The sequence below is a fragment of the Shinella sp. H4-D48 genome (assembly GCF_022637395.1).
Classification (GTDB): Bacteria; Pseudomonadota; Alphaproteobacteria; order Rhizobiales; family Rhizobiaceae; genus Shinella; species Shinella sedimenti.
Genome location: NZ_CP093337.1, coordinates 614,523 through 636,222 on the forward strand (window position 1 = coordinate 614,523; position 21,700 = coordinate 636,222).

A 21,700-nucleotide genomic window follows, 5' to 3' on the forward strand; every position below is an offset into this window, starting at 1 on the left:
TTTTCAATTTAAGTGCGAATTTTATCCAAAATAGAGGCTTTGTTTACTATCATTCCGAAGAATTGAAGGGAATCAGGGGTGCTGTGGCCTCAACCTTTGATTGATTTTATGGCGGCCACCAGGACTATTCCGATGACGGCGCAGGATGCCAAGACCAAGCAACTGAATGATCGCCTCGAGTTTGTCGATCTCGACGTAACGCAGCGCGAAGCACTCAGGCGCGCTCTTCCCACGATTTCTGCCTCGCTGGATGGAGCGCTCGACACGTTCTATCGCAAGGCGCGCGCGACGCCGGAGACTGCCCGCTTCTTTTCCAGCGAGGCGCATATCCAGGGCGCAAAGGGACGGCAGATCAAGCATTGGGAACTGATCGGCTCCGCGAAATTCGATGCGCAGTATGTCGATGCGGTCACCACGATCGGCAAGACCCATGCCCGCCTTGGGCTCGAGCCGCGCTGGTACATCGGCGGCTACGCACTGATCCTCGATTCCATTCTTCAAAGCGTCATCTCAAAGCATCTCGAGGGTTTCCTTTTCCGCAAGAAGGCCGCGGCGCTTGGCGAGGAGGTTTCGTCCGTCGTCAAGGCCGCGCTCGTCGACATGGACTACGCGATCTCGGTCTATCTCGAGGCGCTGCAGGAAGAGCGTGACAAGGGCGAGTCCGAACGGCAGGCGCAGAATGCAGAGCAGGAGGAGGCGCTTGCTGCGCTCGACACGTCGCTGAACCGGGTGGCCGGGGGTGATCTGACCGCCTCCATCACCAAGCCGCTCGCGCCGCAGTTCGAGCGGCTGCGCTCCAATTTCAATGCCGCGATCGGCAAGCTCGACGATACGCTGGGCTCCATCGCCGCTGTGGCCGAGGACGCGGCCGGCAATTCCAGCGAACTGGTCGCCGCGACGGACGACATGTCCAGAAGAACCGAGCAGCAGGCGGCGTCGCTGGAAGAAACTGCGGCGGCGGTTGAAGAAATCACCACAATCTCACGGGAAGCCGCCAATCGCGCCGACGAGGCACGCCGTGTCGTCGGAAGCGCCACAGAGGAGGCGCGGCGCTCCGGCGACGTCGTCGAGCAGGCGGTTTCGGCGATGAGCGCGATCGAGGATTCTTCGCGGCAAATCACCCAGATCATTGGCGTGATCGACCAGATTTCCTTCCAGACCAATCTTCTGGCGCTGAATGCCGGCGTCGAGGCAGCGCGCGCCGGTGAGGCGGGCAAGGGCTTTGCCGTGGTGGCGCAGGAGGTTCGCGAACTGGCGCAGAAATCCGCCGCGGCTGCCAAGGAGATCAAGACATTGATCGACAAGTCGTTCGAAGATGTGCTGCTGGGGGTTTCCTTGGTGAACAAGACAGGCGAGGCGCTGCGCCATATCGGCGAGCAGGTCGTGCACATCAACGGGCATATCGATGCGATCGCCAGCTCGGCGCGCGAGCAATCCGCTGGGATTTCCGAAATCAACACGGCAGTCGTCAGCATGGATCAGATGACCCAGAAGAATGCCGGCATGGTTGAGGAAACCAATGCCGCCACGCACAATCTGATGCAGATCAGTACCAACCTGAAGGGTCTGGTCGACAGCTTTACGGTCTCGGCCGGGCGCGCCCGAGTGGCAGCCGTTGCCGAAGTGCGGCGGTACGGCTGAGATCTACCGCTTCAGGAAACGCCGCGAGGGAGCCGAGACGGAATTGCGCACGATAAGGTCGGGGCGCAGCAGGATTTCCGTTTCGGCCGGCTCGCTGTCTGAGAGCAGTTCGAAGAGCAGTGCCATGGCGCTTTTGCCGATGGCCGTGCGCGGCTGGCGGATCGTGGTCAGCGACGGCGACATGAAACTCGCCTGCGGCACGTCGTCGAAGCCGGTGACGGAAAAGTCTTTCGGTACATCGTAGCCGCGCGCGGCGAGCCCTATCATCACGCCGATGGCCGTCTGGTCGTTCACGCACATGAAGGCGCTCGGCAGGGTGTCACGCATGAAGAGCTGCTCGAGTGCGAGCCGCCCGCTTTCGATGGTACCATCGCCTTCCAGTACGATCCGTTCGCTTTCCGGCACACCGGCCGCATCTAGCCCCGCGTCATAGCCCTGGCGCCGTCGGCTGTAGGCAAGGCGCGTGCGCGAATCGCCGACGAAGGCAATCTTTCGGTGACCTTCGGCGATCAGCAGGTCAATCGCCTTGCGCGCGCCTTCGATATCGTCGACGCCGACATAGGGAATGCCGCCGTTATAGACGGGTTCGAAGACGCCGACGCTAGGCGGCAGGCGGGCGGTCATCGTCTGGTGCCCGAAGGGGAGGATGCCAGTGAAGAGGATCAGTCCGGCAGCCTGGTTCGAATTCAGGAATTTCAGATATTCCAGCCCGCGTTGCGGATCGTTCTGCGTATGGCCGATCAGGATGCCGTAGCCGTGGGCGCGTGCCTCATTCTCAAGGCCGACGAGGATGTTGGAGAAATTCGGGTCGCCGATGTCGGGCGCCACGACGAGGATCATGTTCGAGCGGCCGAGTCGCAGGCTGCGCGCCATCGCATTGGTCGTATAGCCGGTGATAGCGATCGCCTGATTCACCTTCAGCCGCGTCGAGTTGGCCACTTTTTCCGGTGTGTGGATGGCCCGTGACACGGTCGCTATCGAGACTTGCGCGATACGCGCGACATCCTCGATCGTGGCTGGACTGGACATCGACAAACTGGCTCTCACTCGGCGGCGGCGGTTCCAGAAATGCGAAACGATTCTCTATCCGGAACGGCTGATACAAACGATTTGCGGGACACTACACAGACTGGCCCGAGGGTCAAACGACGCTTGACGAAAATTCCTGATGTCCGATGATGTAAACCTTTACATAGACCGTGTAAAGGTTTACATAATGCCCAAGCGGTCGAGGAGCCGCAGGGAGGAAATCGATGAATCCGGACGTTGCCGACGGCGCACCCGTTGTTCTAGCCGCACGCCGTGTCTCCAAATCTTTCAATGGCGTGCAGGTGCTTTTCAGCGTCAATTTCGAGCTGCGCGCCGGTGAAATCCATGCATTGATGGGAGAGAACGGCGCCGGCAAGTCGACGCTCGTCAAGATCCTTTCGGGCTTCGAGCAGCCGACCTCCGGTGAAATTCTTCTCGATGGCCAGCCGACCAAGCTGCCGCCAAACGGTCAGGCCGAGGCGCTTGGCATCGTCATCATCCACCAGGAATTCAATCTGGCGGAGCACCTTACGGTATCCGAGAGCCTTTTCCTCGGTCGCGAGGTCACGCGTTTTGGAGTGCTGGATCGCAAGTTCATGCGCGCGGAGACGCGCCGCGTGCTCGATCAGCTCGGCTCGCATGTCGATGAAAACGCTCTGATCAGCTCTCTGTCCATCGCCGACAAGCAGATGGTGGAAATCGCCAAGGCGATCAGCCGCGATGCGCGCATCATTTTCATGGACGAGCCGACGGCCGTTCTCTCCCGCGAGGAAACCAATTATCTTTTCCGGCAGGTGCGCAAGCTGCGCGAGCGTGGCACGTCCTTCGTCTTCGTCTCGCACAAGCTGGATGAGGTGATGGAGCTGACCGACCGCGTCACGGTGCTGCGCGATGGCCAATGGGTAAAGACGGCGCCGACCAGCATTCTCGACGGCGAGTCGATCGCCCAACTGATGGTCGGTCGCGAGCTTTCCAGCCTTTATCCCGCCAAGCAGGAGCCGAGCGTCGACGAGGATGTGATGCTTTCCGTCGCTGGGCTGTCTACACAGTATGTTCAGGACGCCAGCTTCGATGTGCGCAAGGGTGAAATTCTCGGCTTCTCCGGCTTGATCGGGTCAGGGCGCACCGAGCTGATGGAAGCGGTCGCGGGCCTCAGGTCCCGCACTGCGGGAGAGGTGTCCGTTCGCGGGACGCCGGTGCCGGCGGGCGATGTGCATGCCGCCAATCGCGTCGGCATTGCCTACATGACGAAGGACCGCAAGCATAAGGGCCTGCTTCTGAACTCCGGTATGACCGCGAACCTTACCCTGCAGTCGCTGGACAGACACGGCGAGCATGGTTACCTGAGCCCGAAGAGCGAAGCGGCCGCCCTCGAGCGGGCGCGGCGACGCTTCGACATTCGCGTGCGCGACGGTCGCGTCGTCGCCGGCCGCATGTCGGGCGGCAACCAGCAGAAGCTTCTGCTCGCAAAGGTGATGGAAACCGAGCCCGACGTCATCATCATCGACGAGCCGACACGCGGCATCGATGTGGGCACCAAGCAGCAGATCTATCATTTCATTTCCGCGCTCGCGCGCGACGGCAAGTCGATCATCGTCGTCTCCTCGGAGATGCCGGAGATCATCGGGCTGTGCACCCGCGTTGCGGTGATGCGGGAAGGGCGGATCGTCGGCATTCTCGAAGGCGAGGAGATCTCCGAGCAGGAGATCATGCGCTATTCGGCCGGCTTGAAGAAAAAGACCGCTGCCTGAGCCTCGAATGGCGGGCGGCACGACAACAAAACACTCACGTCGGGGACGAACATGACGGCAAGCGAAGACGCGGCAGAAACCAGCGCGAGGGGCCGCACCTGGCGAGACATCGATCTGAGAGCGGTCGCGCCCTTTGCGGCGCTGGCACTGCTCCTCATCGTGGGTGCGCTGGTCAATCCGAATTTCATCGGGCTCAACAACCTCGCGAACGTGGCGACACGCAGCGCCTTCATCGCGATCATCGCGGTCGGAGCGACCTTCGTCATCTCGTCCGGCGACCTTGATCTCTCGGTCGGATCCATGGTGGCCTTCGTGGCCAGCATCATGATCCTCTTCATGAATTCCGGCGCGATTGCTGATCCGTCGCTGATGCTTGCGGCGGCGGTGGCGCTGACGATCATCATCGGCGCCGGCTGTGGCCTGGCGAACGGCCTGATCACCACCGTCGGCAGGATCGAGCCCTTCATCGCCACGCTCGGCACGATGGGCATCTATCGCGGTCTCACCACATGGCTGTCGCAGGGCGGCGCCATCACGCTGCGCGAACCGGAATTGCAGACGCTCTATCGTCCGGCCTATTTCGGCACCATCCTGGGCGTGCCGGTTCCGATCGTCGTCATCCTGGCGGTGACGATCGTCGCGGCCTTCGTTCTCTACCGCACCCGGTATGGCCGCCATGTAGTTGCTGTCGGCTCCAACAGCGACGTCGCGCGCTATTCCGGCATTCCGGTGAACCGCGTGCGCACCATCGCTTTCGTCATCCAGGGCGTCTGCGTGGCGATTGCGGTGCTGCTTTACGTGCCGCGTCTCGGTTCCACCTCGGCCACCACCGGCATCTTGTGGGAATTGCAGGCCATCACCGCGGTCGTCGTCGGCGGCACGGCGCTGAAGGGCGGGGCAGGGCGCGTCTGGGGCACGATCTGCGGCGCGTTCATTCTCGAGCTGGTCGGCAACATCATGCTGCTCTCCAACTTCATCAGCGAATATCTGATCGGAGCCATCCAGGGCGCGATCATCATCATTGCGATGCTCGTCCAGCGCTCGCTGGTACGCAAGTCGTAAGCCAGGCAATTCCGGCCACAGCACAAGGCGGCCGGGATTGCGGGAGAATAGCCGGGTTCACAGGTCGCCCGGCCGCGAAGCAAGACCTGCTTTTGGGAGGAAACTCATGCGCAAGAAACTATTGGGCCTGACGGTCGCCGCGGTTGCCGCCTTTGCCGGCTTCGCCCACGCTCAGGAAGAGAAGAAGGTAACGATCGGCGTTTCGATTCCGGCCGCCAGCCACGGCTGGACGGCAGGCGTGATCTATCATGCCGAACGTGTCGCCAAGCAGCTGATGGCAAGCCATCCGGGCCTCAACGTCGTCGTCAAGACCTCGCCGGACCCGGCAAGCCAGGCCAACGCCGTGCAGGATCTTGCCACCCAGGGCATCGACGCGCTCGTCATTCTGCCGACCGACCCGGATCCGCTGGTCAACGCCGTCAAGGAAATCAAGGGCAACGGCACCTTCGTCGCACTTGTCGACCGTGCACCGAGCGTCAACGACAGCACCGTGCGCGACCTCTATGTCGCCGGCAACAATTTCGCGCTCGGCGAAGTGGCCGGTCAGTACATCAAGGACACCACGCCGGAAGCTGAAGTCGTCGTCATCCGCGGCATGCCGATCCCGATCGACCAGGAACGCCAGAACGGCTTCGACAAGGGTATCGAAGGCTCGGGCGTCAAGATTCTCGACCGTCAGTACGGCAACTGGAACCGCGACGATGCCTTCAAGGTCATGCAGGACTACCTGACCAAGTACCAGAAGATCGATGTCGTATGGTGCCAGGACGACGACATGGCTGTCGGCGTACTCCAGGCCATCGAGCAGGCTGGCCGCACGGACATCCAGTATGTCGTCGCGGGCGCCGGTTCGAAGGACATGATCAAGAAGGTCATGGACGGCGACAAGATGATCCCCGTCGACGTACTCTATCCGCCGGCAATGGTCGGTACCGCCCTTGAAATGGCGGCTGCCCACTTCTACGGCCAGGTCCCGGTCCGCGGCGTCTATACGATCGATGCCACGCTGGTGACGAAGGACAACGCGAAGGATTTCTACTTCCCGGATTCCCCGTTCTGATCCAATGCTGATGTGCCGCCCGGGACATTGCGCTCCGGGCGGCTTTTCTTTGGCGGGCATATCGATTTTCGCATTGCTCGCACCGTCGAAGGTCGATAGTTTTCAAAATCTGCGGTACGTACCGCAAGAACATCTTCAACCGGTCGCGAGGAGCGTCCGGCTGCATGGGAGGAAGCCGAATATGAAGACGATCAAGGGCCCGGCCCTGTTTCTCGCACAGTTCGCCGGAGATGCTGCTCCTTTCAATTCCTGGGACAGCATCACCAAATGGGCTGCCGATATCGGCTACAAGGGCGTGCAGGTTCCCAGCTGGGACGGGCGGCTGATCGATCTAAAGAAGGCGGCGGAATCCAAGACCTATTGCGACGAATTTGCCGGCAAGGCGCGTGAGAACGGCGTCGAGGTAACGGAACTTTCCACCCATCTGCAGGGCCAGCTCGTTGCCGTTCACCCCGCCTATGACGAAGCCTTCGACGGCTTTGCGGCACCCGAGGTGCGCGGCAATCCGAAGGCGCGGCAGGCCTGGGCTGTCGAGCAGGTAAAGATGGCGCTGACAGCATCGCGCAATCTCGGCCTGGATGCCATGGCGAGCTTTTCCGGCGCGCTGGCGTGGCCGTTCGTCTACCCCTGGCCGCAGCGTCCGGCCGGTCTGGTGGAGACCGCTTTCGACGAGCTCGCAAAGCGCTGGAAGCCGCTGCTCGACCACGCGGACGAGAACGGCGTGGATGTCTGCTATGAGATCCACCCTGGCGAAGACCTGCACGACGGCATCACCTACGAGATGTTCTTGGAGCGCACCGGCAACCATGCCCGCGCCTGCATGCTCTACGACCCCTCGCACTACGTGCTGCAGTGCCTCGACTATCTCGACAATATCGACATCTACAAGGACCGCATCCGCATGTTCCATGTGAAGGATGCGGAGTTCAATCCAACAGGCCGGCAGGGCGTGTATGGCGGCTATCAGGGCTGGGTCAACCGCGCCGGTCGGTTCCGCTCCCTGGGCGACGGCCAGGTCGATTTCGGCGCCGTCTTCTCCAAGATGGCGGCCAATGATTTCGCCGGCTGGGCCGTGGTCGAGTGGGAATGCGCGCTGAAGCATCCCGAGGATGGAGCCCGCGAGGGCGCGGAGTTCGTCAAGGCGCATATCATCCGCGTCACGGACAAGGCCTTCGACGACTTTGCCGACGGTGGCACCGACGAGGCGGCCAACCGGCGCATGCTGGGCCTGTAAAGGCGACCCTTCCTGCGAGCGTGGCGCGAGGCAGCATATCACCTTCGCCCCGCTTGCTGAGAAGAGGTGGCCGGAAGGCCGGATGAGGGCCCTTGCCCCGAGAGAAACGTTAAGGAGGAACACAGGATGGCAATCGAAGGAAGCGCGAACGAAACGCGCGAACGCCGTATCCGGCTCGGCATGGTCGGCGGCGGTTCCGGCGCCTTCATCGGCGCGGTGCACCGCATGGCTGCCCGGCTCGACGATCACTACGAACTCGTTGCCGGCGCGCTGTCGTCCTCGCCGGAAAAGGCCGAACAGTCGGCGCGCGAACTGGGCCTTGACCCCTCCCGCAGCTACGGCAGCTTCAAGGAAATGGCGATCCGCGAGGCCAAGCTGAAGAACGGTATCGAGGCTGTGGCAATCGTCACGCCGAACCACGTGCACTACGAGGCTGCCAAGGAGTTCCTCAAGCGCGGCATCCATGTCATCTGCGACAAGCCATTGACCTCGACGCTCGGCGATGCGCGCAAGCTGAAGAAGCTGGCGGACGAAAGCGACGCTCTGTTCGTTCTGACACACAACTACACCGGCTATCCGATGGTGCGGCAGGCCCGCGAGATGATCGCGAACGGCGATCTCGGCACCATCCGCCTCGTGCAGATGGAATATCCCCAGGACTGGCTGACCGAGGACATAGAATCGAGCGGCCAGAAGCAGGCGGCATGGCGCACGGATCCTTCGAAATCGGGGGCCGGCGGCTCGACGGGCGACATCGGTACCCATGCCTATAATCTCGGTTGCTTCGTCTCGGGCCTTGAGCTTGAAGAACTCTCGGCCGATCTGGACAGTTTCGTGCCGGGTCGCAAGCTCGACGACAACGCCCATGTCATGATGCGCTTCAAGGAAAAGGACGGTGCGCGCGCCAAGGGCATGCTGTGGTGCAGTCAGGTCGCGCCCGGTCATGAGAACGGCCTGAAGGTCCGGGTCTATGGCACGAAGGGCGGACTGGAATGGGTGCAGGCCGATCCGAACTACCTCTGGTACACGCCGTTCGGCGAGCCGAAGCGCCTGATCACCCGCAATGGCGCCGGCGCCGGTGCCGCCGCCGGTCGCGTTAGTCGCATCCCGTCCGGTCATCCGGAAGGTTACCTTGAGGGCTTTGCGAACATCTATTCGGAAGCCGCACGCGCGATCTACGCCAAGCGTAATGGTGCGGCCGTTGATGCGGCCGTTGTCTATCCGACGGTGGATGACGGGCTGAAGGGCATGCTCTTTGTGGATGCCTGCGTGCAGTCTTCGAAGAAGAACGGTGCCTGGGTCAAGGTCTAACGGTTCAAGTCAAGCAGCCGCTGCATCCTCGCGGCGGCTGCTATTGCTTTACGAGAACATGCTTCCGAGGCGCAGTACCAACTTCTTGTCGAACATCTGGCTGTGATCGAACATCCAGTTGATGGCGTCCTTGGTGGACCAAGCCTTTTTATAGGGTCTGGCGCTGGTCAATGCCTCGAACACGTCGCACACGGTTGCCAGCCGGACTTCGGCGCGAATCTTCTGCCCAGAAAGCCCGAGCGGGTAGCCGCTGCCATCGAGGGCTTCGTGGTGAAACCGGCATATATCCAGCACGATATCTGAAACATTGGCCTGCTGCCTGAGCATGCGATAGCCGAGTTCGGGATGATTGCGGATCATCTGCCTTTCATTGGCATCAAGGCGATCGGTCTTGTTGAGCACCGCGTTGGGGATCATCAGCTTACCGACGTCGTGGAGCAGGCCTGCAACGCCAAGTTCGCGGATTGCCTCGTCTTCGTAGCCGAGCGACCGGGCGAGCTGCATCATCAGTGCACTGACCGCCAATGAATGCACATAGGTTCCTTCATCCTTGGTCTTCAGGCGTGTGACTTCGAGAAAGACATCCGGTGCCGCCTCGATACGCTCTGAAAGTTCACCGGCAACAGGGCCGAGCGAATCGATTTCAAACGTGCCGGACTGCACTGCCGTGAAACTGTCTCGCAAGGACTGTGTTGCGGCGGATACCGCCTCGACTGTCCGTTGCTGCTCTTCTTCCCTTCTCTGGGGCGCCCCGTCCATCAAGGCTCTCACGTCGATCGTGCTTTGTTGCTGGTTGACCAAGGCGTGAGTGGCAGATGTTGCCAAAATGGCGCGCACCGCTTCTTCGGATTGAATAAGAAAGCGTCTGGCCTGAAATTCAGTGACCGGGCATTCCACCGTTTCGATGAACATACCCTTTCGCACGAGATGCTTCGGAATTCTGAGTACCACGCCCTTATCCCCGCAGAACCTGACAGAGCTTATCCCGAGAAGCCTAATTACTGATTAAGCGTCATCTGATTTACATATGAATGGAAGATAGCTAGGGAGGCTATCGCGACAGAGAAAGCGATTGATTTTTCCGACTGTCACTTTTACTGCAACGTTGCAGTAATTTCGATGACTTTGAAAGGCCCCTGATGACCGATCCCAGGATTCTCGCCGAGCGTTTCCCCGGTGATTTCGTATTCGGCGTGGCGACGGCGGCGTTCCAGATCGAGGGCGCCACCAAGGCGGATGGCCGGAAAGCGTCGATATGGGATGCCTTCTCCAACATGCCGGGACGGGTCTACGGGCGCCACAACGGCGATGTCGCATGCGATCACTACAACCGGCTGGAACAGGATCTCGACCTGATCAAGGCCCTTGGTGTGGAAGCCTACCGCTTCTCCATTGCATGGCCGCGGATCATCCCGGAGGGAACGGGGCCGGTAAACGAGAAGGGTTTGGATTTCTATGACCGCCTTGTCGATGGCTTGAAGGCACGCGGCATCAAGGCGTTCGCGACGCTTTACCATTGGGACCTGCCGCTCATGCTGGCCGGCGATGGTGGCTGGACGGCACGCCAGACGGTCTATGCTTTCCAGCGTTACGCCAAGACCACGATCGCGCGCCTCGGCGACCGGCTCGATGCCGTGGCGACCTTCAACGAGCCGTGGTGTTCGGTGTGGCTCAGCCATCTCTATGGCATCCATGCGCCCGGCGAGCGCAACATGGATGCCGCGCTGCATGCGCTGCACTTCACAAACCTTGCCCATGGCCTTGGCGTTTCGGCCATTCGCTCCGAACGGCCCAATCTGGCGGTCGGGCTCGTCCTGAACGCGCACAGCATCTATCCTGGCAGCGACAGCGCCGAAGACGAAGCGGCTGCGGACCGCGCCTTCGATTTCCACAACGGCGTTTTCTTCGGGCCGGTCTTCAAGGGGACGTATCCCGAGCGCTTCTTTTCGGCCCTCGGGCACCGCATGCCGAAGATCGAGGCCGGCGACATGGAGACGATTGCCCAGCCGCTCGACTGGTGGGGTCTCAACTACTACACGCCGATGCGCGTCTCGCATGATCCGTCCGAGACGGCGATCTTTCCGGCGACCATCGACGCGCCGCCGGTTGCCGACACCAGAACGGATATCGGCTGGGAGGTTTACGCGCCGGCACTCGGCGATCTCATCCGCAAGCTCAATGCCGTCTACACTCTACCGGATTGCTATATCACGGAGAACGGCGCCTGCGACAACACTGAGGTTGCGAATGGGGAGGTGAACGACCGCATGCGGCTCGACTACATCGTCGACCATCTCGGCGTCACAGCGGACCTGATCGGCGAAGGCTACCCGGTGCGCGGCTATTTCGCCTGGAGCCTCATGGACAATTTCGAATGGGCGGAAGGCTACCGCATGCGGTTCGGCATCGTTCATGTCGACTACGAAACGCAGGTGCGCACGGTGAAGAAGAGCGGCCACTGGTACGGTGCGCTGGCCAGGCATTTCCCGAAGGGCAATCATCGCGCCGGCTGATCCCGGCGCCAGGGTCACTTGCCGAGATGGCGCTCGCCGCGCTGTCTGGCAAGGTCCATCTGCTTCTGCCGCTGCCGGAAGCGGAGGCGATCGTCCTCGCTGCGCGTGTCGTGGCAATGCGGACAGGACACGCCGGCTTCATAGAGCGGTGAGGCGATATCGTCCGGCGTGAGCGGATGACGGCATGCACGGCAAAGCCTGTGCTCACCTTCTTCGAGACCGTGCGTCACGGAGACGCGTTCATCGAAGACGAAACAGGCGCCCTCCCACAGGCTTTCCTCCTGCGGGATCTCCTCGAGATATTTCAGGATGCCGCCCTTGAGGTGATAGACCTCATCGAAACCCTGCTCCTTCATGAAGGCCGTTGCCTTCTCGCAGCGGATGCCGCCGGTGCAATACATGGCGATCTTCGGCTTGTTGTGCAGGCCGGTGTTTTCGCGCACCCAATCGGGGAATTCGCGGAAGGTCTTGGTGTTGGGATCGACCGCGCCCTTGAACATGCCGATGGCTGTCTCGTAGTCGTTGCGCGTGTCGATGACGATTGTGTCAGGATCGGAGATGAGCGCATTCCAGTCCGCCGGCGCGACATAGGTGCCGACGGAGCGGGTGGGGTCGATGTCCTCGACGCCCATCGTCACGATCTCCTTCTTGAGGCGTACCTTCATGCGCAGGAAGGGCATGTCGACCGCATGGCTTTCCTTGTGCTCCAGGCCTGCGAATTCCGGCTGGTTGCGAAGGAAGGCAAGGACTGTGCGGATGCCGGCAGGGCGGCCGGCGATGGTGCCGTTGATACCCTCATGGGCGAGCAGAAGTGTGCCGCGCACGCCGTTCTCCTCGCAGAGTGCCTGCAAGGGTGCGCGCAGCTCCGCAAAGCGCGGAACAGAGACGAAATGATACAGCGCGGCCACCAGGAAGCCGCTTTCTTCAGTCGGTGAAGCAATCTCGTTTGTCATGGTCGCCACATACAGCTTCGCCGCATTTCCCGCAATGCGGCGTGACGTAGCGGTTCAGGTCAGCTGGCGGAGACTGGCGCCGTTGCTGATGCCGAGCGCCATAGACTGGTTGGAATACTTGCTTTCGCCGGTCACTTCGCGGCCGACCCAATCTGGGAGCTCCGGCTCGTCGAGACGAGAGGCAAGCTCCACTTCCGCGATGACGAGACCGCGATGGACGCCTTCGTAGACATCGATCTCCCAGACATGGCCCTTGTGGGGCACCCGGTAGCGCACCTTCTCGATCACCTTGCCGATCGCATGGCGCAGCATGTCCTCGGCTTCATCGCGATCGACGTCGAATTCGTATTCGTCGCGCACAAGGACGGCATGACCGATCTTCAGGGTGATGCGTGCGCGACCGTCGCCATAGATGCGTACCCGGAGCGAGCGGTCATCCTGCGCGACGATATAGGCTTGTCTTATGGCGATGCCTTCATCCGCGAAGGCGCGCCACCGCTGGCTCGACACCAGGAACTTCCGCTCGATCTCTTTTGCCATAGGCACGCTTTCGCTGTTGGAGACACGTCAGGAGCGGGCAAACACTACACCATGCAGGTGTCATGACAAGTCCAAGAATCGCGCTTAAGGCTCGACACGTGGTCGCAGACGCGATATGCCCGATTTCAATTCAATCGTTTTAAAAGGTGGTGTCATGAGCGATAAGAATGCCAAGTTGCTTTCGGTCCTGAAGCTCCAGCCGGTCGTGCCGGTTCTTATCATCGAAGACGTCAAGACGGCCGTTCCTCTGGCACGCGCACTCGTCGCCGGCGGGCTAAAGGCAATCGAGATCACGCTGCGCACGCCCGCCGCCCTGGAAGCGATCCGCGCCGTCGCCAACGAGGTTGAAGGTGCCGTCGCCGGTGCGGGCACAGTTCTCAATGCCGCTCAGTTCGAGGCGGCTGTCGAGGCCGGTTCGCAGTTCATCGTCAGCCCCGGCACGACCCAGGAGCTGATCGACGCGGCCGCCGATTCCGAAATTCCGCTCCTGCCGGGTGCGGCGACCGCAAGCGAGGTTATGGGTCTTCGCGAGGAAGGCTATGAAGTGCTGAAGTTCTTTCCGGCCGAACAAGCTGGCGGCGCCGCCTATCTGAAATCGCTGTCTTCGCCGCTCGCCGGCACGCTGTTCTGCCCGACCGGCGGTATCTCGCTTGCCAATGCCCGCGACTATCTTTCGCTGCCGAACGTCGTGTGCGTTGGCGGTTCGTGGGTCGCGCCGAAGGATCTCGTCGCCAAGGGCGACTGGGCGGGTATCGAGAAACTGGCTGCCGAAGCGGCTACCCTGAAGGGCTGATCGCAGTTTTCGGAATTTGCAAACGGGCGGCCCTGGTCGCCCGTTATGCGTTTGTAATCGGCAAAGGTCATTCCTATCTTGCCTGATAGTCGGCAGGAACAATGGAGACCGCCCCATGTTTGACGCGAAGAAGTTGCTTGATCAGTTCCTCGGTTCGCAGGTGCCCGGCGCCGGTGGAAGCGTTCGGGACCGTGCAGGTCAGGTCACGCAACTTGCCAAGGACAATCCGCTCGCCAGCATCGCCATCGCCGGTGTCCTGCTGGGCACGGACAGCGGCCGTAAGGTGGCCGGTTCCGCTTTGAAGATCGGCGGCCTCGCTGCCATTGCCGGCCTCGGTTACCAGGCCTACAAGAACTACCGCGACGGACAGAACCCCGCTGAAACCCCGCAGGGTGGTACGCCTGAACTTCTGCCGCCGCCGTCCGATTCCGGCTTCCATCCGCAGGCGGTGAGCAGCGACTTCGCGCTCATCCTCGTGCGTGCCATGATTGCGGCCGCCCGCGCGGACGGCCATATCGACGATGCCGAGCGTGCCCGTATCATCGACAAGCTGAAGGTGTCGGGTCTTGGTGACGATGCCGCGACGTTCCTCGAAACGGAACTTGCCAACCCGGTCGATATCGACTCGATCGTCGCGGCCGCGCAGACGGAAGAACAGCGCGTCGAGCTTTATACAGCCTCGCGGATAGCCATAGAGCCGAAGTCGCGCGCCGAGCGCGGTTATCTCGATTTGCTCGCCGGCCGTCTCGGCTTGGCGGATGGGCTGGTCGACCATATCGAAGCGACGGTTTCGGCCGCCACCGTTTGATTAACGAGGGGGGCGGCGGAACGCCGCTCCCTGCTTTGCGCATTGCGCGGAACCGCCCGCTGCTCTATCCCTTCGGCACGACCGATGGAGGATATCATGCGCGATCTCAAGGACTGGAAAGGGGCACCGCCTCCCGCTCCCGTGTTGCTCGAAGGCCGTTACGTGCGACTGGAGCCCTATGATCGCGCGCGCCATCTCGATGCGCTGTGGGACGCGTTCGGCGGCATGGCCATCAATCCGTTGCTGCGCTATTTCGCGCAGCCCGATTTCACAGGTATCGAGGCTTTCGATGCCTGGTCTGACGCGGTGATCACGTCCGGCTGGGTGCGCGAGGTCATCGTGGACAAGGCCAATGGCAAGGTCGTCGGCATGGCGCATTACATGCGGCCGGATCCGGCGAACGGCGTCGTGGAGATCGGCGGAATTGCCCATGGCAGCGGCATGTCGCGCTCGCCGCTCTCCACCGAAGCGCAGTATCTGCTTGCCAGGCACGTCTTCGAAGACCTCGGCTACCGTCGTTACGAATGGAAGTGCCACAACGACAATGCGGCCAGCAAGCGGACCGCCGCCCGTCTCGGCTTTTCCTCTGAGGGTGTTTTCCGCCAGCACATGTTGTCCAAGGGCGAGAACCGTGACACGGCGTGGTTCTCGATCATCGACAGCGAATGGCCGGTGATTGCGAAGGCTTTCGAGGCGTGGCTGGCACCGAACAATTTCGATGCGGATGGAAATCAAAAGCGCAGGCTTGAGGATATCAGGGCCGGCATTACGGCAGGAGGCGCGGCATGAGCGGCGACAACAAGGCACGGTCGACGGCGCTCGCCGCACTGGTCATTCTTCTCGGAACGGGCGTGGTATTTTACTTCGTGCCCCGCATCATGGTCGCGCTTGGCGACCTCTCGCCATGGCTGGCCGGAGCGTTCGGCGCGGCGATGGTGCTTTGCTTCTTCCTGCTCTTCTGGCTGCGGGCACGCTATCAGCGCAACCGCGAAAACTAGAGCTGGAGCGAGGCTCCGAGCAGGAGCAATCCCAGAACCATGACCATCAGCGCGCCGGCGATCTCGATTGCCGTGCCGACACGCACGGCCGCCGAGCCGTTGCCGGCAAAGCGCACGGCGGCGCCCTTGGCCGTGACGGCAAGCGTGGCAAGGATCGAGACGGTGATGGCCGTGCCGATCGACATGGCGAGAACGGCTAGCATCCCGCCGAGATAGAGGCCGTTGAGCAGTGCGAAGCTCAGGACGATCAGAGCGCCGGAGCAGGGGCGCAGCCCGACCGCGACGATGGCCGACCATGCTTCGCGCAGTGCGAAGCGGTCGCCTTTCAGGAGCGACGGGTCCGGTGCGTGGGCGTGGCCGCAGGTCGAGCACACCTCGCCTGCATGATGATGGTGCCCGTGCGAATGATGATGGCCGTGGTCATGGACTTCCACGGCCTGCGCACCCAGCGCCGAGGGCCGACGTGCCGGGCGCAGTTTCCGGAACAGCAGCCAGGCACCGAAAAGCGTGATGAGCGCGTAACTTCCTGTCTCCAGCGCGCGGGTGGCGTCCGTCATCGAGACGGTCGTGCCGCGCAGGAAGAGATAGGCGGCGCCCACCAGCAGAATGGCGACGACGCCCTGAAGGATCGACGAGAGGAAGGAGAGCAGCACGCCGCGCCGAAGCTCCACCTCGTTCGCCAGCATGTAGGACGAGATGACCGCCTTGCCGTGGCCCGGACCGGCGGCATGGAAGACGCCGTAAGCAAAGGAGAGACCGACCAGCGTGGATGCCGCCCAGGGGTTTTCGCGCATATCCTTCAGCGCGCCGGTCATCATTCGATAGAAACCCTGCTGTTGCGCGTTGATCCAAGAAAACAGGCCGCCGAAAGCCCCATTGGTGTTGAAACCGGGCTCCGCAGAGCCGATGCCGAGCGGCGACTGAGCGTGGGCAAGCGTTGCAGTAGCGGCGATGGCCAGCGTGACGGTGGCAAAAGCGATGGCGCGGTTGCGGGTCAGCATGTCAGCTCCAGACGGGTGGCGAACATCTTCGACATGTCGGTGCCGGCCGGGTCATTGAAGAAGGCCTCAGTCAGGCTGGCCTGATTTTGCGCCAGAACTTCATCTGGGTCGGGGCGCACGACCTCGCGCTTGCAGGCCGCAAACTTGTTTCCGACCACGACGAGATCGTCGTCCGAGGCGAAATCCATCGCGGCATACATGGTGGGATCGTAGACGCCGAAGGTGAGCTTGCCCTTGAGCGGCATGACCTCGCCCGGCTTCACCGTGAAGAACATCAGGAGCTGGCCGTCCTTGTAATCGACATTGATTGCATCCGGCTTCGCCACTTTCACCGTTTTTCCACCCTCGGTGATGGTGGTGTAGTAGCTGAACTCCTCAAGCGACTCGAGCACCGTCTTGCCCACTTCGGCAAGCTCGTCCGGATCGAGCTGGTTGTTGCCGTTCTTGTCGAAGTCCATCACGACGCTGGCGGAGAACATTTCGTCGAAACGCCAGACATTGCGCAGCTCGCTGACGGTGCCGTCCTCGTTTGCGGTCACCTCCAGCCGCGCTTCCGCGAAGATGTGCGGATGGGCGAAGGCCGTGGCCGGTGCCAGCAGGGCTGCGCCGGCGAGCAGGCGAGGCAGAAAGCGCATGAAGTTCAGTCCTCTCGGCGATAGGAATCGACCGGATGAATCTAACGCAAATGGGTCGGAATTGGGACCCTCAGGCTTCGATACCCGGATTGCGGCGGAACCAGCCATGCAGGAAGTCGACGAAGGTGCGCACCTTGGCCGGCAGATAGCGTCTGTGCGGGTAGATCGCGTAGATTCCGCGGTCGGTCGGCAGATAATCCTCAAGGACCGAAACGACATTGCCCGCGTCCAGGCAGGGCCGGGCAATGAAGGCAGGCACCTGCGCAACACCGAGGCCGCTTGCGGCCGCGCGTATGGCGGCGGTCGGGCTGTTGACCTCGATATGCCCTCCGACCGGTACGCTGAAGCCCGCGCCCTTATCGTCCACGAAGCGCCAGTTGCTGTGCGACTTGCCGTTCGTGTCGATGATGCAGGGCAGGTGGGCGAGATCGCTCGGGTGATTGATCGGCCCGGTGCGGTCGAGGAATTCCTGCGTCACGCAGATCTTGAGAAGGAAGTCGCCGAGCTTGCGGGCGATGAGGGCTGAATCCTCCAGCCGCGTGATGCGGATCGCCACGTCGAAGCCTTCCTCGACGAGATCTACGAATCGGTCGTCGGCGACGATCTCAAGCGACAGTTCCGGATATTCCTTGCCGAAATCGATGAGCGACTGGCCGATTTCGGCATCGACGAAGGTGCGCGGCGCCGAAACCTTCAGCTTGCCGCGCAGGTCCGTGTTCTTTTCGCGAACGAGGTCGGCGAGGTTGTCGATCTCCTTCAGGATGTCGGAGGCTGTGCGATAATAGGTATGGCCGGGCTCCGTCATCGAGAACTGGCGGGTGGTGCGGTTGAGCAGCAGCGCGCCGAGTTCGTCTTCCAGTTCGCGTACATATTTGGACAGAAGCGCCTTGGACCGGCCGGTCTTGCGCGATGCAGCGGAAAATCCCTCGGCGTCGACGACGTCGATGAAGGCCCGAATTCGGGTCAAAGTGTCCATGTGTCCCCACTTAAATAGACGTGCCGCTGGATCGCATGTGCGGCCTGCGGCTGAAGTCGGCGCTTGGGTCGCCGATCGTAGAAAAAAGTTCCATCAAAAGCCAGTTTCGCGAATGTCGTGGCTGGCGGATTATTTTCAATAGCGCGAGGCAAAAAAAGCTCTTGATTACGACAGCGATTCTTCCTATCTCCCGTGCTGCCCAAAGTCGCACGTGCCTGTGGGTGTCCGCCGACCCTCGATTTGGTGAGGATAATCGGTAAGGTACCTGGAACTAACCGCTCCAGTCGCTATTCCGGCCAACCGGGAAATGCGAGGACATCTTGAAGCAACGACGGTGCGGGCCTTTCTGGTGTCTGCCGGCTTTCCATCAGCCGGGGTTACTGAAGAGGCACACCTTCATTGCCGGACGTGCGGTCGGGTTTCCCACCAATCCAAGGCAGACAAAGCCGAATTGAAGCCTAGGCGGGCTTTGGTTCACCGTTCGCGCTGATGCGCATGCTTGGTACCGGGGTCTCCACCGGCTGGTTCCAGAGCGTGTTCGTATCCGCCCTTTGTCCTCTGGGATTATCCCGGAGCAACCTGGATATGGGGAATACCGAGATGGCAACCGCACGTATCATCGACTTTCTGAACACCCGACGTCCCGACGGCCCGTGCCTCGTGGTCGACCTCGACGTCGTGCGCGACAATTTCAAGGCTTTCCGCCACGCCCTGCCGGACAGCGCGATCTACTATGCCGTCAAGGCAAACCCGGCGCCGGAAATCCTGCGCCTTCTCGCCAGCATGGGCTCCAACTTCGATTGCGCCTCTGTCGCGGAAATCGAAATGGCGCTGGATGCCGGCGCGACCGCGAGCCGCATTTCGTTCGGCAACACGATCAAGAAGGAGCGCGATGTCGCGCGCGCTCATGCGCTCGGGGTCTCCCTTTTTGCCGTCGACAGCCATGAGGAAGTCGAGAAGGTCGCACGCGCCGCCCCCGGCGCCCGCGTCTTCTGCCGCGTCCTCACGGATGGCGAAGGTGCGGAATGGCCGCTTTCGCGCAAGTTCGGCTGCGTGCCGCAGATGGCCGTCGACGTGCTCGTCTATGCCCACCAGCTGGGCCTGACGTCCTATGGCGTGTCCTTCCATGTCGGCTCGCAGATGACGAAGCTCGACGCCTGGGATGCGGCTCTTGCTGATGCCAAGCGCGTTTTCGTTCAGCTGGCCAAGCAGGGCATCGAGCTGAAGATGGTCAATATGGGCGGCGGTTTCCCGACGAAGTATCTGCGCGATATCCCGTCAGCTGAAGCCTACGGCAAGGCGATCTTCTCGGCGCTCAAGAAGCATTTCGGCAACCAGATCCCGGAAACCATAATCGAGCCGGGCCGCGGCATGGTCGGCAATGCGGGTGTCATAAAGGCGGAAGTCGTTCTGGTTTCGAAGAAGTCGGATAACGATGCGCATCGCTGGGTCTTCCTCGACATCGGCAAGTTCGGCGGCCTTGCCGAAACTATGGATGAGGCGATCCGCTACCCCATCCGCACGGCGCGTGATGCCGATGAGATGGAGCCCTGCGTTCTCGCCGGCCCGACCTGCGATTCGGCCGACGTGATGTACGAGAAGAACATGTATCCGCTGCCGATCACCCTTTCGATCGGCGACGAGGTTCTGATCGAGAGCGCCGGTGCCTATACGACCACCTATTCGGCGGTCGCCTTCAACGGCTTCGAACCGCTCAAGGCTTTTGTCATCTGACCACCTCGGCGCTCCCGTCCCTGCGGGAGCGCCACCCTCACAATTCGTTCCGGATACCGTTTGAATCGGTTTTGAGCACGGGAGGCCCAGAGATGGCCACTGTTCTTGATTCTGTCCGCGCGTTCTTCGCGCATGCCGCCTTTACCATCGACCAGGAAAACGCCGGCGACGTGCTCGCGCGCGAGCGTCTGCTCGACCGCGTCATGGGCGAAGCTCGCTTTCGCAAGTCGTCCGAGAAGCTGCGCCGCGGCCGCCTGCCAGCCGAAGGTTTGGCGCTGGTCGCGCGCGATGCGGATGGCCATGTCATCGGTACCGTGCGTCTGTGGAATGTCGAAGCCGGCGTCGATGCCGATGGCAATGCGGTCCCGGCACTCCTGCTCGGCCCGCTTGCCGTCGATTGCCAGCACGAGGGCAAGGGCATCGGCGGCGCGCTCATGCGGGCTGCCATCACCGAGGCGCGCGACCGTGGGCACGGTGCGGTGCTTCTGGTGGGCGACCCCGAATATTACGAGCGCTTCGGTTTCTTTGCCGCCAAGGCGCAGCATCTCGTCATGCCCGGCCCCTTCGAGCGCCGCCGCTTCCTGGCGCTGGAACTCAAGGACAACTGGCTGGATGGCGCTGCCGGCTTGCTCGTCGCCAGCGGTCGCCGCCGCGTCATGCCGGCTACGCGAAAGGCTGCCTGAAGAAAGGCCGGTGGTGCGCCGGCCTTTCCATTCTTGACGCTTGTCATTGTTTTAATTGAGCGTTTGCCAAGTCTCGTGTTGATTTCCGAACAATCTTCCATTTGCGCACCTTTCAATTGATCCATCTCAAATGCTTCTCCTGCACTGCGCTCTCATAGTCGCGTCGCAAAACGAGTCGTGATGATGGAGAGACGACATGAAGAGAGATGGGATTGTGCGGATCAGGCTTGCGGCGCTTGCCGCAGCTGTGACGCTGATCGGTGGCGGCGCTTTTGCGGCTGATCTTGCCGAGCGCATGGCGCCGGCGGAGGCACCGGTGGATATCGCGGCACAGAGCCCCTGGCAGATCCGTGTGCGCGGGCTGGGCGTCATCACGAACGATTCGGGCTATGTGGACGCGATCCCAGGTTCGGGCCTGAGCTACTCCGACACGGTCGTTCCGGAACTCGACATTTCCTATTTCTTCACGGACAATATCGCGGCGGAACTCATTCTCGGCACGACCTATGCGAACGTGAATGCCGCCGATTCCATTTCCGGCCTCGGCAAGGTCGGCAAGACCTGGCTGCTGCCGCCGACGCTGACCCTGCAATACCACTTCACCGATTTCGGCGCATTCAAGCCCTATGTCGGCGCGGGCGTGAACTACACGCTGTTCTATAACCAGTCCGGGTCCGGTGATTTCACCGATCTCGACGTCAAGAACAAGGTCGGCGCTGCCCTGCAGGTCGGCTTCGACTACATGATCGACCAGCATTGGGGCGTGAACTTCGACGTGAAGAAGCTCTTCCTGGAGCCCGAGTGGAAGGTCAACTATCAGGGGACACCGCTGACCGGCAAGGCGAAGCTGGACCCGTGGCTGGTGGGCGCCGGTATCACCTACCGCTTCTGAGAACGGAGCCGCCCGTGGCCGGGTGCACACAGGTTTTCAACACTGCGTGAAGCCCGGCCATCGGCCATGAAATTGCGCTGCCGGTC

General features: G+C 61.6%; 21 protein-coding genes. 14 read left to right on the top strand and 7 right to left on the bottom strand.

Annotated features, from left to right (window positions below):
• Positions 1-132: 132 nt before the first annotated feature.
• A complete protein-coding gene (locus MNR02_RS02925; protein ID WP_241948032.1) occupies positions 133-1,641 on the top strand; it encodes a globin-coupled sensor protein in 1,509 nt (502 codons plus the stop codon).
• 3 nt (positions 1,642-1,644) lie between these two features.
• On the opposite strand, the gene MNR02_RS02930 is transcribed toward MNR02_RS02925, so the two are convergent.
• Positions 1,645-2,676 (bottom strand): LacI family DNA-binding transcriptional regulator, encoded by a 1,032-nt coding sequence (locus tag MNR02_RS02930; RefSeq protein ID WP_241601784.1) that lies wholly within the window; start codon positions 2,674-2,676, stop codon positions 1,645-1,647.
• 218 nt (positions 2,677-2,894) lie between these two features.
• Between MNR02_RS02930 and MNR02_RS02935 the strand changes: the two genes are divergently transcribed.
• From MNR02_RS02935 to MNR02_RS02955, 5 genes are all read left to right on the top strand, one after another.
• Entirely contained in the window at positions 2,895-4,421 is a 1,527-nt protein-coding gene (locus MNR02_RS02935; protein ID WP_241601786.1) for a sugar ABC transporter ATP-binding protein, read from the top strand.
• A gap of 51 nt (positions 4,422-4,472) precedes the next feature.
• Positions 4,473-5,483, top strand: coding sequence for an ABC transporter permease (locus tag MNR02_RS02940; RefSeq protein ID WP_241948033.1), 1,011 nt, complete (start codon positions 4,473-4,475; stop codon positions 5,481-5,483).
• Positions 5,484-5,589: 106 nt separating this feature from the next.
• The gene (locus MNR02_RS02945) at positions 5,590-6,543 is read left to right on the top strand and encodes a substrate-binding domain-containing protein (protein ID WP_241948034.1); all 954 of its coding nucleotides are present in this window, start codon (positions 5,590-5,592) and stop codon (positions 6,541-6,543) included.
• A 181-nt stretch (positions 6,544-6,724) separates the two neighbouring features.
• Complete coding sequence (locus MNR02_RS02950; RefSeq protein WP_241601793.1) at positions 6,725-7,777, top strand: sugar phosphate isomerase/epimerase; 1,053 nt, start codon at positions 6,725-6,727, stop codon at positions 7,775-7,777.
• Positions 7,778-7,903: 126 nt separating this feature from the next.
• Positions 7,904-9,088 carry a Gfo/Idh/MocA family protein gene (locus MNR02_RS02955; protein WP_241601795.1) on the top strand — a complete coding sequence of 395 codons (1,185 nt, stop codon included), beginning with the start codon at positions 7,904-7,906 and terminating at the stop codon, positions 9,086-9,088.
• A gap of 48 nt (positions 9,089-9,136) precedes the next feature.
• On the opposite strand, the gene MNR02_RS02960 is transcribed toward MNR02_RS02955, so the two are convergent.
• The gene (locus MNR02_RS02960; protein WP_241601797.1) at positions 9,137-10,000 is read right to left on the bottom strand and encodes an HD-GYP domain-containing protein; all 864 of its coding nucleotides are present in this window, start codon (positions 9,998-10,000) and stop codon (positions 9,137-9,139) included.
• Positions 10,001-10,227: 227 nt separating this feature from the next.
• On the opposite strand from MNR02_RS02960, the gene MNR02_RS02965 reads away from it, so the two are divergent.
• Positions 10,228-11,601: a GH1 family beta-glucosidase gene (locus tag MNR02_RS02965; protein ID WP_241948035.1), complete on the top strand. Its 1,374-nt coding sequence runs from the start codon at positions 10,228-10,230 to the stop codon at positions 11,599-11,601.
• A 14-nt stretch (positions 11,602-11,615) separates the two neighbouring features.
• Here MNR02_RS02965 and MNR02_RS02970 read toward each other — a convergent pair whose 3' ends face one another.
• Both MNR02_RS02970 and MNR02_RS02975 read right to left on the bottom strand, forming a co-directional pair.
• Positions 11,616-12,554, bottom strand: coding sequence for a rhodanese-related sulfurtransferase (locus MNR02_RS02970; protein ID WP_241948036.1), 939 nt, complete (start codon positions 12,552-12,554; stop codon positions 11,616-11,618).
• Between the two features lie 54 nt (positions 12,555-12,608).
• Positions 12,609-13,094, bottom strand: coding sequence for a CYTH domain-containing protein (locus tag MNR02_RS02975; protein WP_241601802.1), 486 nt, complete (start codon positions 13,092-13,094; stop codon positions 12,609-12,611).
• Between the two features lie 154 nt (positions 13,095-13,248).
• Here MNR02_RS02975 and MNR02_RS02980 point away from each other — a divergent pair, with 154 nt between their 5' ends.
• From MNR02_RS02980 to MNR02_RS02995, 4 genes are all read left to right on the top strand, one after another.
• Positions 13,249-13,887 carry a 2-dehydro-3-deoxy-phosphogluconate aldolase gene (locus tag MNR02_RS02980; protein WP_241948037.1) on the top strand — a complete coding sequence of 213 codons (639 nt, stop codon included), beginning with the start codon at positions 13,249-13,251 and terminating at the stop codon, positions 13,885-13,887.
• A gap of 115 nt (positions 13,888-14,002) precedes the next feature.
• Positions 14,003-14,695 (top strand): tellurite resistance TerB family protein, encoded by a 693-nt coding sequence (locus MNR02_RS02985; RefSeq protein ID WP_241601806.1) that lies wholly within the window; start codon positions 14,003-14,005, stop codon positions 14,693-14,695.
• A gap of 96 nt (positions 14,696-14,791) precedes the next feature.
• Positions 14,792-15,484, top strand: a complete 693-nt coding sequence (locus MNR02_RS02990) for a GNAT family N-acetyltransferase (protein ID WP_241948038.1) — start codon at positions 14,792-14,794, stop codon at positions 15,482-15,484.
• Positions 15,481-15,693, top strand: coding sequence for a hypothetical protein (locus MNR02_RS02995; RefSeq protein ID WP_241948039.1), 213 nt, complete (start codon positions 15,481-15,483; stop codon positions 15,691-15,693). The genes MNR02_RS02990 and MNR02_RS02995 overlap by 4 nt, the downstream gene beginning before the upstream one ends.
• Here the strand turns inward: MNR02_RS02995 and MNR02_RS03000 are convergent.
• From MNR02_RS03000 to MNR02_RS03010, 3 genes are all read right to left on the bottom strand, one after another.
• Positions 15,690-16,694 (bottom strand): nickel/cobalt transporter, encoded by a 1,005-nt coding sequence (locus tag MNR02_RS03000; RefSeq protein WP_241948040.1) that lies wholly within the window; start codon positions 16,692-16,694, stop codon positions 15,690-15,692. The two genes, MNR02_RS02995 and MNR02_RS03000, sit on opposite strands and share 4 nt — an antisense overlap.
• Positions 16,688-17,329, bottom strand: coding sequence for a DUF1007 family protein (locus tag MNR02_RS03005; RefSeq protein ID WP_241601814.1), 642 nt, complete (start codon positions 17,327-17,329; stop codon positions 16,688-16,690). The genes MNR02_RS03000 and MNR02_RS03005 overlap by 7 nt, the downstream gene beginning before the upstream one ends.
• 70 nt (positions 17,330-17,399) lie before the next feature.
• A complete protein-coding gene (locus MNR02_RS03010; RefSeq protein ID WP_241601816.1) occupies positions 17,400-18,305 on the bottom strand; it encodes a LysR family transcriptional regulator in 906 nt (301 codons plus the stop codon).
• Between the two features lie 600 nt (positions 18,306-18,905).
• Between MNR02_RS03010 and odc2 the strand changes: the two genes are divergently transcribed.
• The 3 genes from odc2 (at position 18,906) to MNR02_RS03025 (ending at position 21,614) form a co-directional block, all read left to right on the top strand.
• Entirely contained in the window at positions 18,906-20,039 is a 1,134-nt protein-coding gene (gene odc2 / locus MNR02_RS03015) for an ornithine/lysine decarboxylase (RefSeq protein ID WP_241601819.1), read from the top strand.
• Between the two features lie 92 nt (positions 20,040-20,131).
• The gene (locus MNR02_RS03020) at positions 20,132-20,722 is read left to right on the top strand and encodes a GNAT family N-acetyltransferase (RefSeq protein ID WP_241601821.1); all 591 of its coding nucleotides are present in this window, start codon (positions 20,132-20,134) and stop codon (positions 20,720-20,722) included.
• A 196-nt stretch (positions 20,723-20,918) separates the two neighbouring features.
• Complete coding sequence (locus MNR02_RS03025; RefSeq protein WP_241601823.1) at positions 20,919-21,614, top strand: OmpW family protein; 696 nt, start codon at positions 20,919-20,921, stop codon at positions 21,612-21,614.
• The last annotated feature ends 86 nt before the right edge of the window (positions 21,615-21,700 follow it).

Excerpts from the sequence above, each read along its gene's own strand:
- MNR02_RS02925 (WP_241948032.1), top strand. The coding sequence starts at position 133 with ATGACGGCGCAGGATGCCAAGACCAAGCAACTGAATGATCGCCTCGAG.
- MNR02_RS02935 (WP_241601786.1), top strand. The coding sequence starts at position 2,895 with ATGAATCCGGACGTTGCCGACGGCGCACCCGTTGTTCTAGCCGCACGC.
- MNR02_RS02940 (WP_241948033.1), top strand. The coding sequence starts at position 4,473 with ATGACGGCAAGCGAAGACGCGGCAGAAACCAGCGCGAGGGGCCGCACC.
- MNR02_RS02945 (WP_241948034.1), top strand. The coding sequence starts at position 5,590 with ATGCGCAAGAAACTATTGGGCCTGACGGTCGCCGCGGTTGCCGCCTTT.
- MNR02_RS02950 (WP_241601793.1), top strand. The coding sequence starts at position 6,725 with ATGAAGACGATCAAGGGCCCGGCCCTGTTTCTCGCACAGTTCGCCGGA.
- MNR02_RS02955 (WP_241601795.1), top strand. The coding sequence starts at position 7,904 with ATGGCAATCGAAGGAAGCGCGAACGAAACGCGCGAACGCCGTATCCGG.
- MNR02_RS02960 (WP_241601797.1), bottom strand. The coding sequence starts at position 10,000 with ATGTTCATCGAAACGGTGGAATGCCCGGTCACTGAATTTCAGGCCAGA.
- MNR02_RS02965 (WP_241948035.1), top strand. The coding sequence starts at position 10,228 with ATGACCGATCCCAGGATTCTCGCCGAGCGTTTCCCCGGTGATTTCGTA.
- MNR02_RS02970 (WP_241948036.1), bottom strand. The coding sequence starts at position 12,554 with ATGACAAACGAGATTGCTTCACCGACTGAAGAAAGCGGCTTCCTGGTG.
- MNR02_RS02975 (WP_241601802.1), bottom strand. The coding sequence starts at position 13,094 with ATGGCAAAAGAGATCGAGCGGAAGTTCCTGGTGTCGAGCCAGCGGTGG.
- MNR02_RS02980 (WP_241948037.1), top strand. The coding sequence starts at position 13,249 with ATGAGCGATAAGAATGCCAAGTTGCTTTCGGTCCTGAAGCTCCAGCCG.
- MNR02_RS02985 (WP_241601806.1), top strand. The coding sequence starts at position 14,003 with ATGTTTGACGCGAAGAAGTTGCTTGATCAGTTCCTCGGTTCGCAGGTG.
- MNR02_RS02990 (WP_241948038.1), top strand. The coding sequence starts at position 14,792 with ATGCGCGATCTCAAGGACTGGAAAGGGGCACCGCCTCCCGCTCCCGTG.
- MNR02_RS02995 (WP_241948039.1), top strand. The coding sequence starts at position 15,481 with ATGAGCGGCGACAACAAGGCACGGTCGACGGCGCTCGCCGCACTGGTC.
- MNR02_RS03000 (WP_241948040.1), bottom strand. The coding sequence starts at position 16,694 with ATGCTGACCCGCAACCGCGCCATCGCTTTTGCCACCGTCACGCTGGCC.
- MNR02_RS03005 (WP_241601814.1), bottom strand. The coding sequence starts at position 17,329 with ATGCGCTTTCTGCCTCGCCTGCTCGCCGGCGCAGCCCTGCTGGCACCG.
- MNR02_RS03010 (WP_241601816.1), bottom strand. The coding sequence starts at position 18,305 with ATGGACACTTTGACCCGAATTCGGGCCTTCATCGACGTCGTCGACGCC.
- odc2 (WP_241601819.1), top strand. The coding sequence starts at position 18,906 with ATGGCAACCGCACGTATCATCGACTTTCTGAACACCCGACGTCCCGAC.
- MNR02_RS03020 (WP_241601821.1), top strand. The coding sequence starts at position 20,132 with ATGGCCACTGTTCTTGATTCTGTCCGCGCGTTCTTCGCGCATGCCGCC.
- MNR02_RS03025 (WP_241601823.1), top strand. The coding sequence starts at position 20,919 with ATGAAGAGAGATGGGATTGTGCGGATCAGGCTTGCGGCGCTTGCCGCA.